At 31.3% G+C, this 24,664-nt stretch carries 21 protein-coding genes; all 21 read right to left on the bottom strand.

Features of this window, described 5'->3' with window-relative positions; all coding sequences use genetic code 11:
* Position 1: 1 nt before the first annotated feature.
* On the bottom strand, positions 2-1,411 hold the full coding sequence (locus Q0958_RS18450) for a rhodanese-like domain-containing protein (protein ID WP_299125927.1): 1,410 nt from the start codon (positions 1,409-1,411) through the stop codon (positions 2-4).
* A 9-nt stretch (positions 1,412-1,420) separates the two neighbouring features.
* Complete coding sequence (locus Q0958_RS18445; protein ID WP_299125924.1) at positions 1,421-3,151, bottom strand: solute carrier family 26 protein; 1,731 nt, start codon at positions 3,149-3,151, stop codon at positions 1,421-1,423.
* Positions 3,152-4,453, bottom strand: a complete 1,302-nt coding sequence (locus Q0958_RS18440; protein WP_299125921.1) for a hypothetical protein — start codon at positions 4,451-4,453, stop codon at positions 3,152-3,154.
* 15 nt (positions 4,454-4,468) lie between these two features.
* The gene (ruvB, locus tag Q0958_RS18435; RefSeq protein WP_299125918.1) at positions 4,469-5,491 is read right to left on the bottom strand and encodes a Holliday junction branch migration DNA helicase RuvB; all 1,023 of its coding nucleotides are present in this window, start codon (positions 5,489-5,491) and stop codon (positions 4,469-4,471) included.
* A 261-nt stretch (positions 5,492-5,752) separates the two neighbouring features.
* Complete coding sequence (locus Q0958_RS18430) at positions 5,753-6,109, bottom strand: DUF6678 family protein (protein WP_299125915.1); 357 nt, start codon at positions 6,107-6,109, stop codon at positions 5,753-5,755.
* 99 nt (positions 6,110-6,208) lie between these two features.
* Entirely contained in the window at positions 6,209-6,658 is a 450-nt protein-coding gene (locus tag Q0958_RS18425; protein WP_299125913.1) for a hypothetical protein, read from the bottom strand.
* A 94-nt stretch (positions 6,659-6,752) separates the two neighbouring features.
* Entirely contained in the window at positions 6,753-7,082 is a 330-nt protein-coding gene (locus Q0958_RS18420; RefSeq protein WP_150901331.1) for a YegP family protein, read from the bottom strand.
* A gap of 101 nt (positions 7,083-7,183) precedes the next feature.
* Positions 7,184-7,552: a hypothetical protein gene (locus Q0958_RS18415; protein ID WP_299125909.1), complete on the bottom strand. Its 369-nt coding sequence runs from the start codon at positions 7,550-7,552 to the stop codon at positions 7,184-7,186.
* A gap of 167 nt (positions 7,553-7,719) precedes the next feature.
* The gene (locus Q0958_RS18410; RefSeq protein WP_299125906.1) at positions 7,720-8,061 is read right to left on the bottom strand and encodes a cytochrome c oxidase assembly factor Coa1 family protein; all 342 of its coding nucleotides are present in this window, start codon (positions 8,059-8,061) and stop codon (positions 7,720-7,722) included.
* An 81-nt stretch (positions 8,062-8,142) separates the two neighbouring features.
* Entirely contained in the window at positions 8,143-8,589 is a 447-nt protein-coding gene (locus Q0958_RS18405) for a DUF4265 domain-containing protein (RefSeq protein WP_150901333.1), read from the bottom strand.
* 491 nt (positions 8,590-9,080) lie between these two features.
* On the bottom strand, positions 9,081-9,515 hold the full coding sequence (locus tag Q0958_RS18400) for a hypothetical protein (RefSeq protein ID WP_299125903.1): 435 nt from the start codon (positions 9,513-9,515) through the stop codon (positions 9,081-9,083).
* A gap of 112 nt (positions 9,516-9,627) precedes the next feature.
* Positions 9,628-9,969, bottom strand: a complete 342-nt coding sequence (locus tag Q0958_RS18395; protein ID WP_299125900.1) for a hypothetical protein — start codon at positions 9,967-9,969, stop codon at positions 9,628-9,630.
* Between the two features lie 162 nt (positions 9,970-10,131).
* Positions 10,132-10,728 carry a hypothetical protein gene (locus Q0958_RS18390; protein ID WP_299125898.1) on the bottom strand — a complete coding sequence of 199 codons (597 nt, stop codon included), beginning with the start codon at positions 10,726-10,728 and terminating at the stop codon, positions 10,132-10,134.
* A gap of 270 nt (positions 10,729-10,998) precedes the next feature.
* Positions 10,999-11,508, bottom strand: a complete 510-nt coding sequence (locus Q0958_RS18385; RefSeq protein WP_299125895.1) for a hypothetical protein — start codon at positions 11,506-11,508, stop codon at positions 10,999-11,001.
* Between the two features lie 3 nt (positions 11,509-11,511).
* A complete protein-coding gene (locus Q0958_RS18380; protein WP_299126027.1) occupies positions 11,512-12,453 on the bottom strand; it encodes an RHS repeat-associated core domain-containing protein in 942 nt (313 codons plus the stop codon).
* A 195-nt stretch (positions 12,454-12,648) separates the two neighbouring features.
* Complete coding sequence (locus Q0958_RS18375) at positions 12,649-13,281, bottom strand: hypothetical protein (protein ID WP_299125892.1); 633 nt, start codon at positions 13,279-13,281, stop codon at positions 12,649-12,651.
* 210 nt (positions 13,282-13,491) lie between these two features.
* Positions 13,492-14,121 (bottom strand): hypothetical protein, encoded by a 630-nt coding sequence (locus Q0958_RS18370; protein ID WP_299125889.1) that lies wholly within the window; start codon positions 14,119-14,121, stop codon positions 13,492-13,494.
* 3 nt (positions 14,122-14,124) lie between these two features.
* Positions 14,125-14,985, bottom strand: a complete 861-nt coding sequence (locus Q0958_RS18365) for an RHS repeat-associated core domain-containing protein (RefSeq protein ID WP_299125886.1) — start codon at positions 14,983-14,985, stop codon at positions 14,125-14,127.
* Between the two features lie 141 nt (positions 14,986-15,126).
* Positions 15,127-15,645 carry a hypothetical protein gene (locus tag Q0958_RS18360; protein WP_299125884.1) on the bottom strand — a complete coding sequence of 173 codons (519 nt, stop codon included), beginning with the start codon at positions 15,643-15,645 and terminating at the stop codon, positions 15,127-15,129.
* A 5-nt stretch (positions 15,646-15,650) separates the two neighbouring features.
* Positions 15,651-21,107 carry a DUF6443 domain-containing protein gene (locus Q0958_RS18355; RefSeq protein ID WP_299125882.1) on the bottom strand — a complete coding sequence of 1,819 codons (5,457 nt, stop codon included), beginning with the start codon at positions 21,105-21,107 and terminating at the stop codon, positions 15,651-15,653.
* Between the two features lie 6 nt (positions 21,108-21,113).
* Entirely contained in the window at positions 21,114-24,341 is a 3,228-nt protein-coding gene (locus tag Q0958_RS18350) for an RHS repeat domain-containing protein (RefSeq protein ID WP_299125879.1), read from the bottom strand.
* Positions 24,342-24,664: the final 323 nt, after the last annotated feature.

Genomic DNA, 24,664 nt, shown 5'->3' with positions numbered 1-24,664 from the left:
ATTATTTTAATGTTGAAGGACAAACTTGGGCTGTTCTCTCAATATTAGTTTCTTTTATTGCCTTGTATCCTCCTGCTACATCTATTACATTATGATATCCTCTTGCTTTTAAGATTGATGCTGCGATTACCGAACGGTATCCTCCTGCACAGTGGATATAAAAATCTTCTTTTGTTGGGAACTCCGCTACATGATCGTTTAAGAAATCTAACGGTGTACTTGGTACGTCTACAATATGCTCATTGGCATACTCTCCTGGTTTACGTGCATCAAATACTTTCGCATCGTTTTTCATTGCTTCTTCTAATGCTACTGCCGATACCGAACGTAATGTATCTACTTCTTTTCCTGATGCTGCCCAAGCCTCAAAACTTCCATCTAAATATCCTACTACATTATCAAATCCTACTCTCGATAAACGTGTAATGGTTGTTTCTTCCTCTCCTTTTGGTGTTACTAATAAAATTGGTTGTGCTACGTCTTTTATTAAAGCTCCTACCCATGGTGCAAAGGTTCCGCCTAATCCTATAAATATTGATTGTGGAATGAATCCTTTGATAAAATCGAATTGGTGACGTACATCTAATACAATTACCTCAGTATCGTTAGCTGCTTTTTCAAACTCATCTACCGATAATGCTTTGGCTCCACTTTTAATTACCTCATCTATAGATTGGTATCCTTCCTTGTTCATTTTTACATTTAATGGGAAGTATGCTGGCGGTGGTAACAATCCATCTGTTACCTCAGCAATAAACTCTTCACGTGTCATGTTTTCACGTAAAGCATAGTTGGTTTTCTTTTGCTCTCCTATAGACCCTACTGTTTCTTTACTTAGGTTCTTTCCACATGCCGATCCTGCTCCGTGTCCTGGATATACTATTACATCATCTCCTAAAGTCATTACTTTAGTTCGTAAGCTATCGTATAACATTCCCGCTAACTCTTCTTGCGTTAAGCTTGCTGCTTTTTGTGCTAAGTCTGGACGTCCTACATCTCCTAAGAATAAAGTATCTCCACTAAATATTGCATGCTCTTTTCCTTCCTCATCTATTAATAAATAAGTAGTACTCTCCATGGTATGTCCTGGAGTATGCAATGCTTTTATAGTTACATTTCCTATGGTAAACTCCTCGTTGTCTGTTGCAATATGCGTGTTGAACTTTGGGTTTGCCGTAGGTCCAAATACAATTGAAGCTCCTGTTTTCTCTGCTAAAGTTACGTGACCACTCACGAAATCGGCATGAAAATGAGTTTCAAAAATGTACTTAATCTTCGCTTCATCTTTTTCAGCTCTGTTTATATAAGGTTGTACCTCTCTTAAGGGATCAATAATAGCAGCCTCTCCATTACTTTCAATGTAGTATGCTCCTTGTGCTAAACAACCTGTATAAATTTGCTCTATCTTCATAATATTAAATTATTCATACGCTTGGTGTATATACTGTGCGTATTTCTTTTGATTTTGATTATCTCCTGTTTTAAAGAAGTTTACTGCTCCATTTACTCTCATAAAAAGATGGTTTATACTAATAATGTCTAATAAACCTCCTCTAAAGAATGCATCTCTAACAGGTCCTTTAACTCCTGCTAAATAAAACTCTACTCCTCTTTTATTATAATACTTAATTCGTTCTTTAAGCATTTCTATTCCTGTACTATCTACGCGGTTAATGCTTTCTGCATCTAACACGATTAACTTTAAAGCTTCTCCCTTTTCTTCGGTCATTTCCTCTAAGGTATCTCTAAAGTAATTGGCATTGGCATAAAATAATTGGGCGTCGAAACGGAATACCAATACTTCTTTGTCTATTTCTACTTCGTTAAATCTGTTTTTGTTTCGGTAAAAATCTGAGTTCGGTACTTTTCCTAATTCGGTAACATAGGGTCTTGATGTTCTAAATATTAAGACTACCAACGATAATCCTACTCCGATTACAATACCATATTCTATACCAAAGATTAATGTTGAAAAGAATGTAGCTACCAACAGCCAGAAATCTAAATTGTTAGCTTTCCATAACCTTTTGGCTTCTTTTACATTAATTAAGTTAAATACCGCTACAATAATTATAGCTGCTAAGATTGTTTTTGGTAAGTGATAAAATACCGGTGTTAAAAACAATAAGGTAAGCACTACAATGATAGCCGATATTATTGCCGATACTCCTGTTGTTCCTCCCGCTTCTTCATTGATTGCCGAACGCGAAAAACTTGATGTTGAAGGATAGGATTGAAACAACGACCCTACAATATTACTCAATCCTAAAGCTACCAATTCCTGATTTGGTCGCACTCTATATTCGTCTTGCTTTACTTCTAAGGTTTTTCCTATAGAAATAGTTTCTAAATATCCTACCATTACTAAGGTTCCGGCAATAGGCATTAATTCTCTAATTAAGGCAATATCTATTACCGGCATTACAAACTTTGGTAATCCTGAAGGAATGTCTTTTACAATGGCTACTTCTGAAAAGTGATTCCCGAAATATCGAACTGCTACAATTCCTAAGACCACTACAATTAAGGCATTGGGTATTTTTTTATTAATCTTTCTAAAAATCATGATAATAATACACGCTATAATACCAATAATGGTTGTTGGTGTATTGAAATACATGAATCTAGAAATGATGTCTTCTAATAAAATGTGAATTTGATCGCTTTGTAAAAACTCTACGCCTAATAAATTTCTAAACTGATTTAATCCGATAATCAATGCTACTGCTGATGTAAACCCAATAATTACGGGTCTTGATAAAAAGTTTACAATAAACCCTAAACGGAAAATCCCCATTAAAAACTGTATTCCTCCTACCAGCAAAGCTAGCAATATGGCAATGGCTATATAACTTTCGGAACCGATTAAGGCTAAAGTAGAAACACCTGTAGCTACTATTAACGAGTCCATTGCCACTGGTCCTATGGCCACTTGGCGCGACGATCCGAAAACTGCATACATTAACTGTGGTACCAAAGCTGCGTATAATCCGTATATAGGTGGTAAGCCTGCAATTAATGCATAGGCTATTCCTTGTGGAATTAATACTATAGCCACAGTTATACCCGCTACTACATCGCCTCTTAATTGCGACTTCCTATAGTTGGGTAACCACTCTAGTATTGGTATGAGCTTTTTTAATAACTTCATTTATCTCTTTTCATTAAAATTATAATAAAACGGAATGGTCCATTCTAAATAATTCTTATCATAACTTTTCTTTTCTACCTTTATTTTATGCATTCCTTTAGATATTTCATTTAAATCTAAATAGCATACCAAACCAAACTGATTGGTTCTTGGGTGATTATTATAACGTAAAAATTCTACGTCTAATTTCTTTCCATCTAATGAAACTATGTTGTATGATTTATAACAATCTAATAAATGCTGTATTCTTGCTTCTTTTTGTTCTATATCTGATTTCTTATCGTCTTCTTGATACTCTCCACAATTCTCCTTTCGTATTTTTAATTCGTATTCATACACTGGTATAAATAGCTCTAATGTATTGGAAGTTACCTTATGCGATTCTATTTCTGGAGTTAGTAAGAAATCGTTTTTCTCATTGTCCGATTTGTAAAAATCAGCATAAGCTCTTGTACTATCGTATCTATTTTTTTTTGCAATTAAATGAAGCGTATTTGTATCTTTTAATTGTACTGCAAACATGAATATTCCTCCTATAACAAAAACAAATATTAAATACACTATACTCTTTTTCTTCTTAAAGTTAGAACCAAATATCATGGAAACCTGTAGTATATTTTTATACAGGGGTCCAAACATAATTATGGATACAAACTTTACTAGTTTAAAGTTTAGAATTTGTAAGCCTTCTTTTTCCTTATTCATTTTAAGGTTGGAGAAAAATGTTAGAATGGTTTGTGTAAAGGCTCCTATGATGATAATTCCTGCTGGAATTAGTAGTATGAATGCATCTACATAAGGCACCAACAAATTGAATAACAATAAATACAAACTCGAAAAAATAGCTGCATAGGTATAGATTAGTAGAAATGTAAAGGCTACTGAAAAAATTACACTACACAGTTCGTCTACCTTTTTTATGGAGTCTTTTAACTTTGGTAATATAGATAGTATCTTTTCTGTATATATCTTAGAATAGGCACTGTCTTCTATACTATAATCGGGAAACACGGAGTTTAATCCGACCAATCCTATCCAATAGGCTCGTAACACAAAATGGATTACAAACATTGCCGCCAGTATGCTTATGGCTAACAATCCAAAAGTGACTATAAAATATGCTATAAAGTACTGACTTGGATGTAAGGTATCTATAAAGAAATTGGTAACCCACGCAATCATATCAAACAATTTAAATGTACCAAATATTGCGATGGCCGATACCAATAGTTCTGCCTCCCAACTTTCGTCTTTTAAACGTTGTAACCACGTATTATTACTATTTCCTTTATTTTCTCCCATTTGTACCTTTTCTTTTTAAAACAATTCCCCTTGACTTGTTCCTTTGATTCTACCTAAATGTTTATAGGCTAAATCAGTTACTTCTCTTCCTCGAGGTGTTCGCATTATGAATCCTTGCTGAATTAAAAATGGTTCATACACCTCTTCTATGGTTTCTGCATTTTCTGCTACTGCTGTTGCCAATGTGGTTATTCCTACTGGCCCTCCCTTGAACTTATCGATAATTGTTGTTAATATCTTATTATCCATTTCGTCCAATCCATGGGCATCTACATTCAATGCTTTTAATGCATATACTGCTATTTCAATGGTTATAGTTCCATCGCCTTTTATTTGTGCAAAATCTCGTACTCTTCGTAACAATGCATTGGCTATACGTGGTGTACCTCTACTTCTCCCCGCTATTTCTATAGCTGCTTCCATTGAAATTGGTACTCTCAATATATGCGCACTACGCTGTATAATGGTAGTTAGTAATTCTGTTGAATAATAATGTAAACGACTGCTGATTCCGAAACGTGCTCTCATTGGAGCTGTAAGTAATCCTGAACGCGTTGTGGCTCCTACTAATGTAAAAGGCTCTAAGTTTATTTGTACCGTACGTGCATTAGGCCCTGATTCGATCATAATATCTATTTTATAATCTTCCATTGCCGAGTATAAGTACTCCTCAACTATTGGGCTTAATCGGTGAATCTCATCTATAAATAATACATCACGCTCGTCCAAGTTGGTTAACAATCCAGCTAAGTCTCCTGGCTTGTCTAATACTGGACCTGAAGTTATTTTGATGCCTACTCCCAACTCATTTGCTAAAATATTGGCTAGGGTTGTTTTTCCCAAACCTGGAGGTCCATGGAACAATGCATGGTCTAATGCCTCGTCTCTTTGATTGGCAGCCTCTACAAATATTTTTAAATTCTCAATCGCTTGATCTTGACCTGTAAAATCGTCAAATGACAACGGACGTAACTTCTTTTCTACGTCTAATTCTTCATTTGAAAAGTTTGTATTTTCAGGATTTAGATTTTCATTCATACACGCACAAATATACTTGAAATATTATTTTAGGTTTGTAATAAAAGTTACTTTGATCACTTTATGGCTGCTAAGATACATATTAGTACTTAATGTTTTAGCCCTAAAAAGCCTCTGAAACCTGCGCTTTTTTCTAAGTTGCTTAGGCTATTGAATTTATTCTTTTGGGAAGGTTAAAAAAGTTTTGTTTTATCGTTAGAAGTGTCTCTTTTTTACTTACAATTGTAATTTATATGTTAAACTCTATTAAATAACCTCTTCTTATGTTTCTGCTACAAACCAAGTATTTTCTACCCTTAAATATTTCCTGTTTTGAGAGAAACTAATGTTATTCTCTTTTAACATTCTAATTATTTCTATTGAATGATCAACTTCTTTGTTCTGAATTAATTTTCCTATAATTTTAATTTCAATAGGGTTTATTTCCAACCATTTCCATTGATTAACTTTTATAGGTCCAATGTGCTGAGGCTCAAAATATCCTTCTATAGGAAAGTTCAAATAACTATTCCAATCTGATACTTCATAGTCTGGATCATAAAACCAGTTTAATCTAATTGTACAGTTTTTCTCTTTAACTATTTCATATATCTTCTCTAACATCTTTTTACTTTTCATAATTATCAACTTAAAATATATGTTGTAATACAATTTTGCGAAAATTAATCATATTCTTTTAAAAACAAAAAAGATGAACCTAAGTTCATCTTTACTTAATTATTCCCTTCTATTAAATAATCTTAATGGTTTTTCTGCTGCTGTTTTTAGGATTAAACTGTCTTTAGTTAATTTTAAAATTATACTTTTTGATAACACCTTATTATCTAAATATCTTATTTCAAAATAGTTTTCGTTTAAAAAAGCTAAATAAGGTGTATTATAATATTCTACATACCTTAATGTATCTCCTTCGATTTGAAATAATGCATTGTCTTCTTCATTTTCTGCCCAAACTCCGTTTAGCAAAGCTTTTAATTTTTTCTGTTGTTCTTTATTAGGAATGTGATTAATCGTATCTGTATTAATATGAATTGTGTCTTTCAACCTAGTATATTTTCCTATATCTTCTTCTACTCCTTTTGCAAATTGATACATATTGTACATAAATCTGGTTACTATTATAAGTACAACAACAGTTATCATGTAAATAATATATTTCTTGTTCATAGCTAACTTAATTTGAAATTCTAAAATAACATTTTTCTAAAAACAAAAAAGATGAACCTAGGTTCATCTTTTTTATTGTAAGTATATATTCTTTTTAAGAATTATCTTCTACTGTTGCATCTGGTGCATTCTTTTTCACTGAAGCTATTCCGTTTTCCATCGCATCTTTACTTGAATACATTTCGCTATTTCCAATTACTTGTCCGTTAGCTGCCTTTAAGTTAAAATATGGACTTCCGTTTTTTGCTTCTAGTCTATCGAATCTAGCATCATTTTGCGAATTCGTTTTTACAGAGTCAATTCCGTTATTACAAGCTGCTTTTGTAGTATAAGCTTCACTTGAAAGAATTACTTGTCCATTTCCCGCTTTTAAGTTAAATCTGAATTGCCCAGATTTATCTGTTTTAATTTCGAATTTTCCCATGTTATGTAATTTTTGTACCAATAAAAATACACAAATATGTGTATTCTCATACGTATTGTTGAAAAAACTGTTTTAATTTTTAAGAAAACTTTTTTACGGCATCATTCTTTCGTCTTTAACAATAATTTTTTTGCCTCTTCTATATCTGGTTTGGTATTTAATTTTAAAGTACTTGCTAATACCTCTAACCAATGCCCTTTATCATGGGTATTATGAAACGAAGCTCCATAAATATAAGCATCGTATGGATAAGTAGCTATATTTCTTTTTTCACATATTTTTGAAAAAACAATTGACAATGCCTCTTTTTTAAGTTCTAATGATTTAAACTCTTCTGGTAAAAAATCTACTGTAAAAAACATTGTTATACACAAATTAGATAAATCCATATAGTTAGTACTATCAGGTAAAGATTCATTTAAGTATGAAAAAAAATCTTTGAAATCATCTGTTATAGTATTATTACTCATAGCATCTTACAATTTTCGTCTAAATTAAAAGAACTACTTCAATTTCTTAAAGTAGTTTTTCTCTATTAAAAATTCTTAAATTAATTCTTAGTTCCTTTTACCACATGGTGCAATTGTGCGGGAGCAGTATTAATAGAAAGAAACAATAATTATACTATATTTTATTTTTATAAATAATGTACTTTTTTATATTTCCATTTAATAGAATCTTTACTTCTTTCCATTATAACTATAATTTTTCCGCTCCACTTTGTACCTTCTACATCAATTTCTATTTGTGCTTTAATTTTTCTATAATCCTCTCTTATTAAACCAGAAGGAAAGCTACCAAATGCTAATATGTCTCCTGTTTTTTCATGTACTTCTTTATCATTAATTATGTACTCCTTAGCAAAAGGATATGCTTCTGAATTTTTTATTTTGATAGCACTGCCGACTGTAACTATAATCATCAAACTAATGATAATAGTAATAATAAGTATAAGTCTTTTTACTATTTTTTTATTCATTTTAATCTAGTTCTTTTTTTATTTTCCTCTTACCACACGATGCAATCGTGCGAGAACGGAGTAATACCGACCTTATATACTTTATTCATTATTATCCTCTTGATGCTTTTCTGAAATACAAGCTTCTTCATATTCAAAAGTTTCTAATAATTCTCCTTTAATTAAAAAATCTTCAACTTCAGAATAATCTATATTTTTAGGAACATTAATTGATATCAATCTATCTATATTACTTCCTTCCCAGCCGCAACCTAATCTTTCTAATTCAGATGTTACTTCTTGTTTCAAATCTAAATCTTCCTCATTAAATAATATTCTTATAACACTATTTCCCGATTCTTCGTATAAAACATCAACATAAAGACTATCATTTATTTTTTTCACTTTTACTAGGTCCTTGTAAGCATATTCTTTAGCATAAAAAGGAATATTTTCTATTCTATAAACATCATTCCCTAAGCTTGTAGTCCAAATACTTTCTACTCCAAACTCATCCAATATTTCATATTCAAAAAGTATTTTCTTCATATTTTTATTTAATAAAACTCTACGAAACTCTTAGCATTTTACAATTTTTATCTAAAATAAAAAAACTACTTCAATTTCTTATAGTAGTTTTTCTCTATTAAAAATTCTGAAATTAATTCTCAGTTCCTTTTACCACACGATACAATCAATCGTGTGGGAGCGGGGAAAAAAACCACAACATTTTTGCTGTGGCTTTATTTATTTTTAATAATTTAAATTCTATTTACTTACTCATACTCGGCACGGAAAACATTTCCGCGCTATCGGGTTGTGTGCCTATATCTATATCCGCGCTATCGGGTTTCTTCAATAATTTCTTTCAAAGAACTTTTAAGTGAAAATACAACATTTTAAGAAGACAAAAAGATGAACCTAAGTCCATCTTCTTGATTGTTTTAATTATTAACTTACTCTTGTTGCTTACTCTTACTCAACCACACGATATAATCGTGCGAGAGTGAGAGACAGGAAGGGGTAATTTACTTTACAACCTATTTATCGATAAGTACTATTTTTTCTCCATTTGGATATTTTATTCCTAAAAATTTGTCATTCCCCTCATTACGAAAAAAAAAGTATTTGCTATTATTTTTATACCATTTTTTCCATTTGGATAAACTTTCCTTAGTTATTTCATACGAATTTCCAAAAGTCCCTAAAGCTGTTATTTTAGTTTCTATCTTTGATAAGATTATAATATTTTCAACAACACCGTAATTGATATAGTTCCTACCGTCTAATTTTCTTTTTAATTGTCTCTCTATAAAATTAATTTGATTTAATACTTCTGCAGAGGCGTTAATATTATTATCAAGAGGTTTATATACCAACTCCGAATATTCGTTATTTTGAACATTTCTAACATAACAATTAGAAAAATTCATTACAATTATTATAATTACTGTAATAAATGTTATTTTTCTCATAACTAATTCAATTCTTTATATTCTCTATTTTTATTTGTTATAACAACTTTACCATTAGCTCTATTAACTGTAATTATAGCCCCTTTTGGATTAATAGCTTTTCCACTTTCTTTCAAAATATCGTTGGTCTTTTTATGAGCCGATAAATAACCAGAATTTTCATTACTTGCATCTCCAGAACCTGGGGTGCTGTATTACCACTGTTCTCTTTAATAAATGATACTGTATTGTTTTTTTCTTCTGTTGAAATACCATCTATTGATGCACCAGTCTCAACACTCTTTACATCTGTCTTTACAACATAAACCTTGCCATCATCAATCCCGTCATCACCTATTTTATTACCATTTTCATCTACAAAGATACCATCGTACCCTAAAGGCTTCATCCCATCAGGATCAATAAAGAAAATAGGATTATTAAATGCATAATTATACGGACTATGTCTACGCATTTGTTCAGCCAACGGATAAAAAACTACTTCAATTTCTTAAAGTAGTTTTTCTTTATTAAAAATTCTGATTTCTTTTTACCACACAATGCAATCATGCGGGAGCGAGGAATCTAAGTCCATTTTTTTGTTTCAATTTATTGTTACTATACTTCTTTATTCTTTTTATATTTTGAATTGAAGCTTAGAAATAGGTGATACATCTATACCATAAATCCATTTATAATCAGTATTTAAAAGAGGTAATATATTCTCTCTTTTTGCTTTATTTATACCTTTCTTTTTAATTATTTCAAACCATTTAATGTAAGAATTATATACACTATCCATGGCTTTTTGATTATTATTAATTGCTTTTTGATTTGAATCAATAATTATAGGATAAGGTGAATAATAAAAAGGGTTATCAAAATATAATTGATTAATAAATAATAAAGCCTCTATTTCAACAGTAGTATTCTTAATATTACCTAAATACATTTGGGATAGATTTTTATTATAACAAAGTATAAAAGGTTTACTTACTCTATTATTTCCTTTATACTTCAAAAGCTCTTCTATTAATTCTATCTTCTCATTTTCAGATAAGGAAGTAACATTTTTAAAAAAATCATACATTCCTATTTTTGAATCTGAATTTAACTCTGTTTTTAAGAAAACAATATTATTCTTTAGTATAAATTTTTTCTCTTTTTGTAAGTTGGAACAACTACAAATTAAAACTAATAAAATAATTAAATTAAATACCTTTTTAAATTTCATGTTTATTACTATTTATTCAATTTATTACCTCACACTACTGCTAGTCTCTGTCTAGTGGTAAACACAATTAGTTTTTTAAATAAAGTTCAATATAAATCATAGCATCTTGGAATAACAATCCCTGATTATATCACTTTTAAGAAATTTTCAACTCTCATAATATATCAACGAACTTGTAAAATCAGTAGCTAGAATTTTTACTAACTACTGACTTTTATTCATTTATAATCATGAAATATCTCATGACCTATTTTACTACACTACCAAAAATTACAACCCTTTTATATAGCTTCTGTATTCTTTTTTTAATTCTTCCTTCGAAAGATTTTTATTACTAGAATAAAAATGCACAATACCCTTGTAAGATAACTTATCTATATAGTCTGGTATTCTTATATCAGATTCATTAGAAAGAAAATTATCAAAAAGAACTAAAGCTCCTTTAGAATTAGTTATAAAATCCATTTCATTCAGCTTAGAAGACAATGGATTTCTTGTTTTTATCCAATCACAAACATTAACTGTATCTTTCTCATATTTTAACAAATAAGTTAAAATATCTTTGTCTGCTGCATAAAAATTACTTACTGCATTTCTGTACTCCTTAAATTTAGTTTTATGACTAACTTCTGTTAAATTGTAATGCTCTAAATAAATATTCTTATCCATTTCATCGAATAGTAAAACATAATTATTGGATAGTCCATTTAAGATTAAATCATAGCTATTAGTACAGCTAAGAAAAAAAAACAATATTGGTATAATAAAAACTTTATTCATTTTTTAAGGTTTTTTTCTATAATATATTCTACTTTCATATTTTTTTCCATCTGGAGCTATAAAGGTAGGAGCTTTTGCTCCATAATCTGCAGGAATATCTCGTGGATGATGCTTATATCTAGGTAGTGTCCCCCATTTGCTTTCGACTTCAATAACATTACCCTTTTCATTTACTTTAGTAACAATAGCTGAATGTGTGGGTTCAACCTTACCAGAATAAGAACTCCATGCATAATATATAACTCTATCACCTACTTGATTAGAGTCATCAAATTTTAGTGCTCTATACCCTTTCATATTGTTTAAAGGGTTATTATCCCATTTAGTAACCCCTCTTTTCACCCAGTATGCGTTTGCCGGATCGGCAGGATCTCCTTGAGAATTACACCACGCAAAAGAATGACAATTATATGCATCAATATTGTAAAAATCACTAAATATACCTTCAATTACCAATGGTGTTGCTGGACCAGTCTGTTTTTTACCTTTATAAGTTCTATCTATTGGTTCATCACCATCCTTCTTCGATTCACTTTTTGAATCCTTATTAGGAGTATTATTATTACCTCCATCTGCATTACCTCCGTTTTGAGCGTAAGCCATAGCTTCATCAAATGAAACTACTGTCCCATTTATCACATACTGACCAGTCTCAAAATTATATATGGAATCAGCACCACTTGGGTCAGCAAAGAAAACAGGATTGTTATCAAAAGCATTATATGTACTTGCCGAATAATGAGTAACTGGGTCTGTTGAAGTCCATCTAGCAATGGCTGGGTCATATTGACGCATATCCATTTCATACAAATCTAATCCTAGTCCTTCTTCATACTCTTTTCCGTTATACCCAAACTTCTGAGCAACACTATTCCCTAAAGAAGAAACATTTCCATTATACCCTTTATGTTTTAAACCAAATGGATAGTAATTAGATTCTTCTATAATTTCTGTACTTGGTGTAATTACACCATCGTTGTTACTATCAGTATATGATAAACGAACGTTACCTAAGTGGTCTTTGTATTGGTATACATATTTGAAACCTTGTGATATATCATTAGCATTTACTGATGATACATAACCCTCTGGGTGGTTAAAGAATTGTAAAACATTATTCTCATAGATGTAGTTTCCAGCTTACTCTGTAGTGGTTATATTTCCATTGTTATTAACAACCTTTTTTAACTTTACTCCACTAGCATCATACACATAACTAATTTTTTGAGCATCTGAATTATTAAACTTAACCTCTGTTGGTAAATTCAAATGATTATAGGTAATACCATCTGTTGATAAGGTTCCTATTCCTTTATTATAATCACGAAGCATATTTCCATTGGCATCGTACATATAATCGTTTCCTGTATTTGTACCATCTTTAAAACCATAGGTATCATTACCATCATCACGTACACCCAGTAATTTATTTCCAGCATCATAACTGTAATAAAGTTGATCCATTAAACCAAAAGAAGTAGCATTACTATTGGTATGTCCATTTCTGCTTAAATAAGTGATATTACCATTTTTATCATAATAAACAGAAGAAAGAGTATAATTATGTGTTAAACTCCCTGTAGCTACTGTGATTCTGTTTAAAGCATCATAGCTATAGGTATATGTTTTTGATCTTGTATCTGTATTTAAAGTATTCCAACTTGTTTGGCTAATGTTTCCGTTATACAAACGTTTGTTAGCATCTGTTATGTCGTTATACTTTAGGCTAAAGTTAAATAAATCGTTGTCATTATTTGCATCTTGGAATAACAATCCCTGATTATATCACTTCTAAGAAATTTTCAACTCTCATAATATATCAACGAACTTGTAAAATCAGTAGCTAAAATTTTTACTAACTACTGACTTTTATTCATTTATAATCTTGAAATATCTCATGACCTATTTTACTACACTACCAGAGAGTGTAAATAAAAAACGCCCACTTTTTCAAGTGAGCGTTTTTAATCATCTCTATTAATCTTATAAAACTATTTCCTTTTTGGTCTTTATCGAATTAGGTTTAACCCATTCGATAACAAGGTTACCTTTTTCATTAATACTTACTTGTTCAACAACATTTTTGGGAGGACGTATAGTTTTATCAAAATCTTCAATAACTTCCTTAATCTCGCCAGTCTTAAGATCGTATATTGAAAGTAAAACATTCTCTTTGTCTCCTTTATATATAATTAATTCTTTTTTCTCATCAACAAGAAGAGGATACAGGAAAGTAGTCCCTTTGTCTTCTGAAATGAATTTAGAGATTAGTATATAATCACAAGCTGAACCACATCCATCAGTATAGATAAAACTATCTCCGATTTTCCTGATTTTATTAATCTTAGTTTCATCAAATGATAAAGTATCTTTTCCTTGGTTTTCAAATTTACCATCAACGCTCCATTTAAAAACGCCGTAACTATTTTCTATATTATAAAATTTAATGATGGTGTCATTTCTATGAAAAACAATATTCTTATCGACAGAAACCTCAGGTTTAACTTGCGTTTTAATCTCAGCCTTATCTGTTTCATCTATTTTAGATTTTTTTTTGTCTTTACATGATATAGAAACGACGATTAGTAGGATTATTAAAAATATCTTCTTCATTGATTAGTATTTATAAAATTTAAAATCAGTTTTTTGAACACCTGGGATTGTAACTTCTGACATATTTTTTGCCCAATTTGGTGTTGCTATATATGGCGAAAAGAAATATGTAGCTCCCTGAGCAGTATTGGTGTTTTGATTTGTTGCTTCAATTGAAGCACCAACACTATCCGAAAAAGCTGTAGTTTCGATACTATTTCGTCTAGCACCTCCTTCTCCATCACCACCAGTTACTGATAATGGGTCGCTATATCTAGCTGTATTTGATCCAACAGATTCAAATTGCCCTTTCTGTGTGACAACTTCTTCAAAAGTAGAAACTCCAGAGAATGCAGCATTATAGTCATTACTACTTGACCTAGTGGTATCATCATCAGCTCTGTTTCGAATTACTTCGGCTACTGCAACTTTGCCTTCTTTCGATTGACCAGCACTCTCCGCATATACCGTTCTAGCCATGTGTCCAAGATCACTATCAAGAGAAATCTCTTCATAGATTGGAGTTGACTGAGCTCCAGAACCATCCAATTCAGAAGATACTGCTGGTGGTGGAGAGGCTTCATCAACTTGAACAAAAAATCTATCTGGTTGATTGTTTTTAACTCTGCTCACCAAATCACCTTGCTTATTATAATAAAAATCATCTTGAGGACCCATTGGTGCCATACCATCAGGGTCTATCCAATATATAGGATTATCAAAGGCATAATTGTAAGGACTATGTCTTCTCATCTGATCAGCAAGAGGGTCTAAATTCATCCACCTACCTAAAGTAGCATCATAATTTCTAGCTCCAAAGTCATGCCATTGGATTCCTAGTTCTTCATTTAACTCTTTTCCATTATACCCAAATTTCTGCGCCATTATATCACTTTTAAGAAATTTTCAACTCTCATAATATATCAATGAACTTGAAAAATCAGTAGCTAGAATTTTTACTAACTACTGACTTTTATTCATTTACAATCATGAAATATCTCATGACCTATTTTTCTACACTACCAACTATTTACCTCTTTCACATTGAAGCTTTTCTTGAGAATCTACCTTGTAATAAACTCCATACTTTCTATAATTTTTAACTTGGTTTAACACTTCATTAGTTAAATTAAAGTTTTTTTTCAGGTAAGATATAACATCTTCTATTTTATCTCCTTTATCATCACAGTTTAGAAAGCTAAAGATTTTCAACTCTCCATCTATAATTACAGCTATATGGCTGTAAGAAAATCTGAAGTGTAAAGCTGAAAAATGATAAATACCTCCATTTTTTAAATTAACAGGTGATTTAATTAAGTTATCATCTATATTAATTAAATCATATACAAAAAAGTTTTTAGGCTGTTTATCTGATACATAAAACCCTTTTTCTTTATAAACTTCTTTATAAATAGGGATTGATTGATTTAAAATTTCTGCCATAGAATTCAATAATTTATTATCATCTACTTCTTTTTTTTGAGAATAACAACTAAAAAAAAAGATTATAAAACAACAATAAATAATTAGAGTATCATTTTTCATTTTTATTAATTTTTATTTTTTTTGATTTCTTTTCTTGTTTTTTCTTCTATTTCTGTAGCTTTTTTTTCAACATCTCTTTTATTGGATTTTCCTTTTTGTCTTTCTTTAATTGCCTTTATGTCTTTTTTATTCAAATTATGTTCATTCTCATGTGCATTTACTACTACTATTTCCCCATCTTCATTTGTAATGTTTAAAAATCGAATTGCTGCTTCAAAAATAGTTATGGTAGCTTCTTTATAAATAATATTCCCATCTTCATCAGTTTCAAAAGCTACTTTTCCATCAAATGTACCTGTATCATTATCCCATTTTAAAATATTCCCATCACTATCATGAGCTTGGTGAAGACCAAATAGAACTGCACCATCTTCATCTTGAATTATTTCCTGTGAAAACCTAAAATGAACTTTAGTGTTATTATTCCCTACTTTATTAAATTGTGAAATAGCTGTTTTGCTACCACTCTTATTTATTAGATTAGCCATTTTTTTTAAATCAGTTGATGCATTACTACTAAGTTTAATAGAGCCATCTTTAGCTACACTTGTTGTTACTCTTTTGCCATCAGCACCTACATAATAATTACCATCAACATCTTTAAAATAAATAGGGTTATTAGCTGAATAATGGTAAGTGGAATTTCCAACATATAATTCAGCTTCATTATCTATACTAAACCATCTACCTATAGCAGCATCATAATTTCTTGCTCCAAAGTCATGCCATTGAATTCCTAATTCTTCATTTAACTCTTTTCCGCTATATCCAAATTTCTGCGCAACACTATTCCCTAAAGAAGACACATTCCCATTATACCCTTTGTGTTTAAGTCCAAACGGATAGTAATTAGATTCTTCTATAATTTCAGTACTTGAAGTAATAACACCATCGTTGTTACTATCTGTATAGGATAATCGAACATTCCCAAGATGGTCTTTGTATTGGTATACATATTTGAAACCTGTATTTTCTTTCTTTACATACCCCTCTGGGTGGTTAAAGAATTGTAAAACATTATTCTCATAGATGTAGTTTCCTGCGTATTCAGTAGTAGTTATGTTTCCATTGTTATTAACAACCTTTTTTAACTTTGCTCCACTTGCATCATACACATAACTAATTTTTTGAGCATCTGAATTATTAAACTTAACCTCTGTTGGTAAATTCAAATGATTATAAGTTATACCATTTATCGATGAAGTACCTATTCCCTTATTATAATCACGAACCATATTTCCATTGGCATCGTAAACATATTCTGTTCCTAGATTTGCTCCATCTTTAAATCCATAAGTATCATTACCGTCATCTCTTACTTTTGTAAGTTTATTTCCTGCGTCATAGAAATAATACAATACATCCATATTTCCAAAAGTAGTTGTAGCACTATTGATATGTCCTTTTCTAACTAAAGTTAAAATGTTTCCATTTTTATCATAAGAAATGCTTCCTATATCATAGTTTGAGGTTGTAGCCCCCGTTGCATTTGTAATTCTATTTAATGCATCATAGCTATAGGTATATGTTTTTGAACTTGTATCTGTATTTAAAGTATTCCAACTTGTTTGGCTAATGTTTCCGTTATACAAACGCTTGTTAGCATTTGTTATATCGTTATACTTTAGGCTAAAGTTAAATAAATCGTTGTCATTATTTGCATCTTGGTTAATGTTTTTTAACCATCCTCGTACATTGTATTTGTAATCTACTGTTTGTAATCTAGACTGGGCTGTTTTCCCTCCTACTTTCTTTTCTATTAACTGGCCTAATTCATCATAACTATTCTCTGCTATTACCTCTGTATTACTTCCTATAGTTTGGGTTTGTTTGGTTAGTCTATCTAAATTGTCATAGTAAAACTTATCTACAGTTACTATATCTGCTTTCCCTGTCTTTTTATGTGTAGTTTTTGTTTCTAATACTCTTCCTGTAAAATCATCTAACTTACTCTCTACAATATCTACCGTATGTAATTCGTCATTCTTTGAATACACATAAATTGGTCGTGCCTTTTCATCGTAATAAGTTACTGTGCTTATCCAGTTATTTGTTCCTAATACACGTACTTTGCTTCCAGTAGCTAATCCTTTTGTATTTGCTGTTGATGCTTTACCATAACTTGTAGTTACTGTAGGTGTTAATCCTGTTGGTAAATCTACATAACTATCGTAATAGTTTAGGGTATATACTGTTACTGCATTAGTGTTTGGAAATGATTTATATGTATAAAATACTGGTATACCACTTATCGTATTTGAACCTGTAACCTCTTCATATAAATTATTTGATGTAAAGTTCTTTAAAACCTCTTGTAATTGTGCTCTTGTTCTGTTACTACTATCGGTATAATTCCCTATATACACAACTCTACCTAAGGCATCATACTTGGTAAATAGCCAGTTCTTTTGTACTCGTAAATTTGCATCTTGGGTAAGTACTGGTCTGTCTAAATTATCATATACAATATACTCCCAATCCTTTCCTGGTATTTTCTTTTCTACCAAACGGTTTCTATAGTCATATTTATATTGGTACCCTAAGTCGTTTAACTTATTGTTAATTGTAGTTAACAATGCTGTAGTCCCTTGCATTTTTGGTGGTAACACATAGGTTAAGTTTCCATAATCATCATACACATAATAAGTATCGTGTTTTTGGTTATTGTTATAGGTACGTTTTAAAATTACCTGTCCTTGCTTATCCTTAAATTCTTCGGTAGTATGATCTAAACCTGACGTCCAATTCTCATCCTTGGTAACTGTTTTATACAAAGTTCTTGCTGGATAAAAAGCGGTTCCTCCTGTTAAACTTGGGGTATAAGTATTATTTGCAAACGTTGTTACTACTCCAAATATTTTTACCTCATTTGCTGCGTTTGTTTGATATTCAAACTTAATACTATGACTGTTATTGGTATAACCTTTTGATGAATAACTTGTTCCCTTTGCCCAATCCTTTCCTGGTGCTGCTTGTTCTAATACACTGGCTAATGGTGAACTTTCTAATACTTTTTCTGAATAGGCATTTACATTAGGTAAAGACACACCTGCAAAATCATCGCTATAATTAGCTTGATAATAACCTTTAGTTTCTGTTGCTACATCCCCTGCTCTTATCTGTCCGTTTTGAGTAGTTGCTGTATAAGGTAAATACTCTTTGGTTTGACGTCCGTATGCATCATATTCCATATGGGTAACAATATCCTTTCCGCTAGTTCCTTGACGGATGCCTATATTTTGCTTCCCTCTTCCTAATCCATCAAAATAAGCAATACTCTCTAAAACATCGTTTGAGCTAGTAATTTCTGATGGACTTGTCATTGCTTTTCTATAGGTTCTACTAAACACATAGTTTTCATTGCTAAAAACTACTGGCGTATAAGTACATCCATTATTGGTTCCTGCTTCATTTGGACAAGCATCGGTATTATTCGTTACATAACCTGCTGGTTTTACACTGTAATAAACACTATTGTTTGGATCTCCAAAGCCGTCATTATCCGCATCTAAATAAAATGTTTGTGGAGCTATGTTAGTTATATTCACTGTGCCATCGTTATAATCACTTGAATTCGAAACATAACCCGATGGTTTTGAACAAGCTCTTTTAGTACTTGATGCATTTCCATAACCATCGCCATCCGTATCTGCATACCATATTGATGATTGTTGGATTGTATAGCTTATTATTCTTGAACTTCCCCAGCAACCACTACTATTATTTCTTGCTCTTAAATAATACACAGAACCACTAGTTCTTGTAATACTTGTTGATGAATTACTTGTCGATGTTCCACTTGCACTTGACTGCCAGTAAAATGTAATTCCACTTGGCTGGCTTCCTTTGGTTAATACTGTATTATCGCAATTATTTGTAATCGTTGGAATTGCTGGTACTGATGGTATCGTATTTACACTATAGTTTACCGCCCTTGCTGAACTCCAGCATCCTGTACTATTATTTCTCGCTCTTAAGTAATATACAGAACCACTGGTTCTTGTAATACTTGTTGATGAACTACTTGTTGATGTTCCACTTGAACTTGACTGCCAGTAAAATGTAATTCCACTTGGTTGACTTCCTTTGGTTAATACTGTACTTCCACAATTGTTTACCACTGATACTACTGGAGGTATTGATGGAATATTTTTAATACTATAACTTACAGCTCTTGCCGAACTCCAACACCCTGTACTATTATTACGTGCTCTTAAATAATATACAGAACCACTGGTTCTTGTTATACTACTTGATGAATTACTTGTTGATGTTCCACTTGCACTTGATTGCCAGTAAAATGTAATTCCACTTGGTTGACCTCCTTTGGTTAATACTGAACTTCCACAGTTGTTAACTACTGATGCTGCTGGCGGTACTGAAGGAATTGTTTTTATACTATAACTTACCGATCTTACTGAACTCCAGCATCCTGTACTGTTATTTCTTGCTCTTAAATAATATACAGAACCACTGGTTCTTGTTATACTACTCGATGAATTACTTGTTGATGTCCCACCTGCACTTGACTGCCAGTAAAATGTAATTCCACTTGGTTGGCTGCCTTTAGTTAATACAGAACTTCCACAGTTATTAACTACTGACGCTGCTGGAGGTATTGATGGAATACTTTTGATACTATAACTTACCGCCCTTGCTGAACTCCAACAGCCTGTACTGTTATTTCTCGCTCTTAAATAATATACAGAACCACTGGTTCTTGTTATACTACTTGATGAATTACTTGTTGATGTTCCACCTGCACTCGATTGCCAGTAAAATGTAATACCACTTGGTTGACCTCCTTTTGATAATACTGAACTTCCACAGTTATTAACTACTGATGCTGCTGGAGGTATTGATGGTATTGTAAAAACATTTACTTGGATAGATGACGAATTTGAACTCCATATACCGCTGCTATTACGAGCTCGTAAATAATAAACTCCTGAAGAAGAAACCGTATATGTACTACTTGAATTCGACATACTAGTCCCTTGGCTATTAGCTCCCTGCCAATACCAAGTAACTCCTGATGGTGGTGTTCCTCTTAACAAAACTGCATTACTACAATTTTGACTCGATAATAAAGGAGCGGACGGTGTAGATGGTGCTGAAGCTCCTTGTACTGTTACATAATAAACTCCTTCTATCAAGCCATTACTAGTATTAGTCGCTGTATATAATATTGTCTTATTTCCTGAACTTGTCCATTTTACAGTTACACTTGTTGCATTTTGACTTAAAATAGTTGCTCCTGAGATATCCCAAACACCTGAGTAAATACTAACCCCTGATATACTTACAGTATAGGTTTTAACATCATTTTGTGTAACATGTGAACTTCCTGTTATCGTTGCAAATCCACCTCCTGGTCCTCCTGGGCTTAAACCTATTTGCCCATAAATAACTCCTCCTAAAAATAATAATAAGAAGAAGATTTGTTTACCTAGTCTTTTCATAGCTCTCTAGTTTTTATAGTTGTATTTTGTTTCTTTTAATAGCTTACCTTCATTATCTCTTACATATTTTAATCTATTGAAGCTATCATACTCATAATATATAGTTTGTCCTCTAGGGTCTGTAATACTAGTTACCCCTACTAATGGATTATAAGTAAATGTGGTTATTTGTGCTTTTGATAAAGCTGGAACTGTTCTTAGAGCATTTAAAGTTGTACGTAGTGCATTTTCACTTGCTGCATCTTTATCTAAATTGGATGCATTTTGTATACTTATAATGGTATTACTTGGAATATCTGATAATCTAGCGTTCTCTATTTTTGCTACTGGTTGTGTTTTATGATATCCCCAGATATAAACTATATGAGTTCCATCCTTTTTACTTACCTCTGTTGGCTTTCCTTTATCATCATAACTATGGTAAATTACTCGGTCTTCTAATACTCCTGTACCTTTTGATGTTTGAATTTTTGATGGTAAATATAATCCTACTGGGTTATGAGTATTATTATATATAGTCTTCTGACTTGATAACAGCTCATTGTTTGAACCTATATTGTCTTTATTTAAATCGTTATAACTATAGCTCTCTATTGGAGTAAACCTATAAGCATTTATTAATGCTTGTTCTATTGCTGTTGGAGAAACCTTATCTTGTGGATACACGGTTTTACTCAACACTACATCTCCTTTACTATTGGTTGTAATGCTTCCAATTGGCATTACATGTTTTTGAGAATTATTATGATATATATTATCCACACGTTGTACAACCTCTATCCCATTTAAATAACTCGTTGTTATACTATGATCTAATTTATACCACTCTCTTAAGCCTCCATTATATTCAAGAAAAGTTCTACCAGAGTAATTTTTGGCTACTTTTATTCCTTTAACTAGCTTCTTAAAAATATCATTGTTATTTGAATAATATTGATAATTAAATACTTTTTTCTCTAGTAATAAATCTGATGAATTATATTTCTTTTCCTCTAATAGTTGACCTCTTTTCCATTCTAAATTCATTTCGGGTGTAAATGGATATACCCTATTATTCCCTCCTATTCCATCTAAACTTTGTGAATACCTATATGTTGTTTTTCCTCCTCCTTCTATTTCTTGTGAAACATTTGAATAACCTATAGTACTTCCTTTGGTTGTTGTAAATGGAATATTACTATTAGATGATATAACACTACTTATATAAAAACTACTTCCTCCAATATTAACAACCCTATTAGGCTCTATAAAAACAGGGGTTGACCCCATAAAACCACTACTATTATTTGGATTATTAAATGTATTATATTTAAATTTTTTAACTATACTTTTTACTCCATCATTAATTGTAATTTTTTTGACTCTTAAGCCTCCTGCTTTATAATTTGTTCTATTTAAAACATCTTCCTTAAATATTTTTACAGAAAAATCATTACCTAAAAATCCTAAAGCTTCTCCTTTTAAAACATAATTCCCTGAAACTAAATTTAATTGTCGATTTCCTATTATTGGATATTTTATTCCTGTACTTATATTTTGAATATAAAAAGTTAGTCCACAATCTCTTTGTTGTGGATCACAAGGGATTTGAGTTACAACATCTACTATCTTAGGACCATTGGTAATTGAAAAGGCCTTATTATACTCAAAAGCATTAGAATTATACCTAATATCAGCTACTAGAGTTCTTTGCTTTTCTGCAAATAAATTTGCATATGCTGCTTGACCTAATGTATTACTTTCATATTCAAAAAAATGATACCCTCCTGTTGGATAGGTTATTTTGTTTAGGGTACCTATTTGGGCCTCGTTTGTACTAACTGTTCTATCTGAACTTATATATTTTACTCCTAAATAATCTACCGTAGGTATCAAATTAGTATTGGAGGTTTTTCCATTATATCCTCCCCAATAATCCTGTGCAAATGATAGTTTATGTGGTAAATCTCCTCCTATATAATCAAATAAATAAGGTGAATTACTATCACCTTTAAAATCGAAATCTTGAACAGATTGTAGAAACAAGCGTTTATTTACTCCCGAAAAATTTCCTTGACCCTGACATGGGTTATTAAATGAAGGCAACGAACTTACCTTATATGTATAATTTAATTTTGTCTTTTTTATCTCTTTTCCATGTACATCTTGCGTTATAACTTCTTGTAAAGAATAATCATCTTGTAAATCCTCTCTCTTTAAACTACTCTTTATAAATAAGATTTTTCCCTGACTCCCTTCGATAGATACTATCTTAGATGTTTTAACATCTGTTGTAAAGTATGTTATTGGTGTTATAGCTGGAACCGGATATAGGTTTGAGTTATCATGTTGTGTAATATTTATATTTCTTTCTTGACCAGAACGAGAACATGTTGTGTAAAAAACATCTGTATAGGTCAACTTTATATTATTCTTCTTTGTAAAATCCTCAATATCTAACAACTTCCAGCTATTGATACTTCCTAAAGTTGTTCCTTTATTTCCTGATGGAGTAGTTAACACCACTTCTTCTACCGCTTTCCTGTTTTGGTCTTTTGATATTCCTAAATAATATGTATTCCCATCTGGCGTAGTTACTTTCCAACCTATAATTTTTTTTACCGAATCTTTTACAGGTACAATTTTTATATCTGTATGTGGAGTTACATAGATGTTTTCTGATTGATCAAAAAAGAAACTCCCTGAATAATTACCAAAACTAAAACTATACATATCTGGCTCATAATCTGAAATCCCATCTATTGAACCTTGAACATGGTTATTTATACATTCAACATAAGTTGTAGTACCTGTCCCCCCTGGAGAAACACAATTAATTTCTGAGGTATTAAACCTATTACTAATTAAATTTGATAAATAAGATACTTTATGTGATGTATTTAAATATCCTCCCGGAGAATCATCTGGATTTCCTCTAACAACTCGTGAAATTGAACCTCCAGCATTTAAATTCCAATTAGTTCCTACCCATGAAGCATCTCCCTCTACCTTTACTCCCCCTGCATGATAACTTAATCCTACTGGTAAAGAAAGTGAACCACTTTTTACTTCTCCTAAAGGAATGGAAATACTTGGAATACCTGTATATAATGAAACAGGTGTTTCTATAAATTTCCCTAAATTTGAAACCTCTGGTGTGGTTGGAGAAAAGTTTAAATTATCTTTAAAATCTTGTGAATATCCCACCCACACGAACAAAAGCATTATAATAATGCTCAGATCTGTTTTTTTCATAAAATTTGTATTGAATATTAGCAATTTGATTTTTTATAGCTAAACAAAGATATAATCTTAATTTTGACTTTACAAAAACCTCTGGTTTTAAATTATTCCTAATAAAGTGTAAATGAAGTGATTTAGCATACCTTTAAGTCCTTTTTACAAGTTATATTAAGAAATGATTATGTTTCTTTTTTACGGTAAAACATCGAAGTATCGAGTTGTATTATAATAACAAAAATTTAAACCTCTTTCAGTAAGTATTTAGATTTAGGGCAAAAAAAAACCTCAATCTTATTGTATAAGATTGAGGTTAAAAAGAAAGGCAACGACCTACT

The sequence above is a fragment of the uncultured Tenacibaculum sp. genome, assembly GCF_947499065.1.
GTDB lineage: Bacteria > Bacteroidota > Bacteroidia > Flavobacteriales > Flavobacteriaceae > Polaribacter.
The sequence above is the reverse complement of the archived record's forward strand: the minus strand, read 5'-3'. Positions and strand labels throughout refer to the sequence as shown.

What these genes read in the sequence shown, in the direction of transcription:
- Q0958_RS18405 (WP_150901333.1), bottom strand. Translation starts at nt 8,589, where the DNA reads ATGAAGAAAATACTTTTTGAATATGAAATATTGGATGAGTTTGGAGTA.
- Q0958_RS18360 (WP_299125884.1), bottom strand. Translation starts at nt 15,645, where the DNA reads ATGAAAAATGATACTCTAATTATTTATTGTTGTTTTATAATCTTTTTT.
- Q0958_RS18370 (WP_299125889.1), bottom strand. Translation starts at nt 14,121, where the DNA reads ATGAAGAAGATATTTTTAATAATCCTACTAATCGTCGTTTCTATATCA.
- Q0958_RS18400 (WP_299125903.1), bottom strand. Translation starts at nt 9,515, where the DNA reads ATGAGAAAAATAACATTTATTACAGTAATTATAATAATTGTAATGAAT.
- ruvB (WP_299125918.1), bottom strand. Translation starts at nt 5,491, where the DNA reads ATGAATGAAAATCTAAATCCTGAAAATACAAACTTTTCAAATGAAGAA.
- Q0958_RS18355 (WP_299125882.1), bottom strand. Translation starts at nt 21,107, where the DNA reads ATGAAAAGACTAGGTAAACAAATCTTCTTCTTATTATTATTTTTAGGA.
- Q0958_RS18350 (WP_299125879.1), bottom strand. Translation starts at nt 24,341, where the DNA reads ATGAAAAAAACAGATCTGAGCATTATTATAATGCTTTTGTTCGTGTGG.
- Q0958_RS18445 (WP_299125924.1), bottom strand. Translation starts at nt 3,151, where the DNA reads ATGAAGTTATTAAAAAAGCTCATACCAATACTAGAGTGGTTACCCAAC.
- Q0958_RS18365 (WP_299125886.1), bottom strand. Translation starts at nt 14,985, where the DNA reads ATGGCGCAGAAATTTGGGTATAATGGAAAAGAGTTAAATGAAGAACTA.
- Q0958_RS18395 (WP_299125900.1), bottom strand. Translation starts at nt 9,969, where the DNA reads ATGCGTAGACATAGTCCGTATAATTATGCATTTAATAATCCTATTTTC.
- Q0958_RS18385 (WP_299125895.1), bottom strand. Translation starts at nt 11,508, where the DNA reads ATGAATAAAGTTTTTATTATACCAATATTGTTTTTTTTTCTTAGCTGT.
- Q0958_RS18420 (WP_150901331.1), bottom strand. Translation starts at nt 7,082, where the DNA reads ATGGGAAAATTCGAAATTAAAACAGATAAATCTGGGCAATTCAGATTT.
- Q0958_RS18390 (WP_299125898.1), bottom strand. Translation starts at nt 10,728, where the DNA reads ATGAAATTTAAAAAGGTATTTAATTTAATTATTTTATTAGTTTTAATT.
- Q0958_RS18425 (WP_299125913.1), bottom strand. Translation starts at nt 6,658, where the DNA reads ATGAACAAGAAATATATTATTTACATGATAACTGTTGTTGTACTTATA.
- Q0958_RS18450 (WP_299125927.1), bottom strand. Translation starts at nt 1,411, where the DNA reads ATGAAGATAGAGCAAATTTATACAGGTTGTTTAGCACAAGGAGCATAC.
- Q0958_RS18430 (WP_299125915.1), bottom strand. Translation starts at nt 6,109, where the DNA reads ATGAAAAGTAAAAAGATGTTAGAGAAGATATATGAAATAGTTAAAGAG.
- Q0958_RS18410 (WP_299125906.1), bottom strand. Translation starts at nt 8,061, where the DNA reads ATGAATAAAAAAATAGTAAAAAGACTTATACTTATTATTACTATTATC.
- Q0958_RS18440 (WP_299125921.1), bottom strand. Translation starts at nt 4,453, where the DNA reads ATGGGAGAAAATAAAGGAAATAGTAATAATACGTGGTTACAACGTTTA.
- Q0958_RS18415 (WP_299125909.1), bottom strand. Translation starts at nt 7,552, where the DNA reads ATGAGTAATAATACTATAACAGATGATTTCAAAGATTTTTTTTCATAC.